Source organism: Paraburkholderia humisilvae (genome assembly GCF_902859855.1).
Classification (GTDB): Bacteria; Pseudomonadota; Gammaproteobacteria; order Burkholderiales; family Burkholderiaceae; genus Paraburkholderia; species Paraburkholderia humisilvae.
In genome coordinates this window covers 1-1365 of the sequence record NZ_CADIKH010000342.1, presented here as the reverse complement: position 1 = coordinate 1365, position 1365 = coordinate 1, and the positions used below count along the sequence as shown (strand labels likewise).

The 1365-nt window shown below is 53.8% G+C and carries 2 protein-coding genes; one reads left to right on the top strand and one right to left on the bottom strand.

What is annotated here, in order from left to right; all coding sequences use genetic code 11:
• Positions 1-90: 90 nt before the first annotated feature.
• Positions 91-306, bottom strand: a complete 216-nt coding sequence (locus tag HV796_RS42405; RefSeq protein WP_217478248.1) for a hypothetical protein — start codon at positions 304-306, stop codon at positions 91-93.
• Positions 307-767: 461 nt separating this feature from the next.
• Here HV796_RS42405 and HV796_RS45615 point away from each other — a divergent pair, with 461 nt between their 5' ends.
• Positions 768-1322 carry a hypothetical protein gene (locus HV796_RS45615; protein ID WP_175233570.1) on the top strand — a complete coding sequence of 185 codons (555 nt, stop codon included), beginning with the start codon at positions 768-770 and terminating at the stop codon, positions 1320-1322.
• Positions 1323-1365: the final 43 nt, after the last annotated feature.

The window sequence follows — 1365 nt, the reverse complement described above, 5'->3', positions numbered from 1 at the left end:
AGCGGAAGGTCGACTGCAACAAGCCGGATATAGAGATGCAACCAATTCTGTCGGACTCGGAGCGTACGGATCTTGTGCAAAAGGAGGCGCTCATATAGAGAGGATGTCGCGCTCCATCTTCAGCTGACGGTTCTCGCGACGCAGCCGCGCGAGTTCCTGCCGTTCTGCTGTGGTCAGACCGTCGTGCCGCACGCCCGTGTCGGGCTCGAACTCATTTTCCAGTTCCTCCGGCCTGCGTCCTGCCTTCACCAACCGGACCATTTGCGCCCGCAATTCCTCCGGGTACGGGGTACGATGCTTGCCCATAATCAGCACCTCCTTCTCCAAAGGATAGATGTCCGTTTTTCTGGGTCAACTTCACGTCAGGCCGACAGTGTGAACCGCCGTGGACTACGCTGCGCCGATGGCGGCGCGCCTGATCAATATGCCTATGGTGCTTTTGCACGCTCTGACGATCTCGACAAGAAAATAGCAATTCCAGAGCGAATAATTCGATCACATATTAGAACCAGTGAATTTATGTACTTTGGATGTAAATGATAAAAAATTCGCAATGCATAATTGTCATTAAATGTCATGCCAATTAATTGTTTCATTTGAAATCTGTTGGAAACTGTCGTGAACTCCCTTGACCGCCTTGCGACGTTCGGGGAGCGCGTCTACGATGGCTCCAGTTCCTGTTGGGGCCAGTGCAATGTGATCAAGCGCTTCTGACGCGTTTGGCGTTGCCTCGCCTCGCCGATTAACAAAATCTTCTGAAATTCTGCATGCACAAACAAAGCCGCATCTTCAATGATTTAAGAAGAATATCGTCTAGCCCCAGGATTGCACTTAAGCAGTCTTTCGGAAGCGGTAAGTTCCATATTCCAAGGGGCGTTGATAGTTTGAGAAAACTGGCGCTTGTGCCAAAGCCAGTGCATTCCATGAGTAAGAAAAAGTCAACCGTACAAGGATCAAGCCGTTCTCTGACCCTGCTGGCTTTATTGCCTGGTGTGGTGTTGTTTTCACCCTCATCCCATGCGGACGGACAGGGTGGCGCCGTAAGTAGCTTCTTCGGCGGGGAGGGCTCTCAAGGGGGGGCAGGCGGCGGTGGCGGCACCGGTGGCTTGGCGGGGCCTGGCGGGGGCGCTCAAAACGGTTCGAATGGCAATGGTGGTGCCGGTGGCAATGGTCTCTTAGCGGATTCGGGCACAGGAGGAGCGGGGGGCACTGGCGGTACGGCAAATAATCCTGTCGGCGGTGCGGGCGGAAATGGTACTATTGACCTTTCCATAAATCATGACGTCACCACAAGGTTGCCTGAATCCAGCACGCGGCGATGATCGAAGGTCGGTGCTGAGCGCTTTTGAGCTTGTTGCGAGCGAC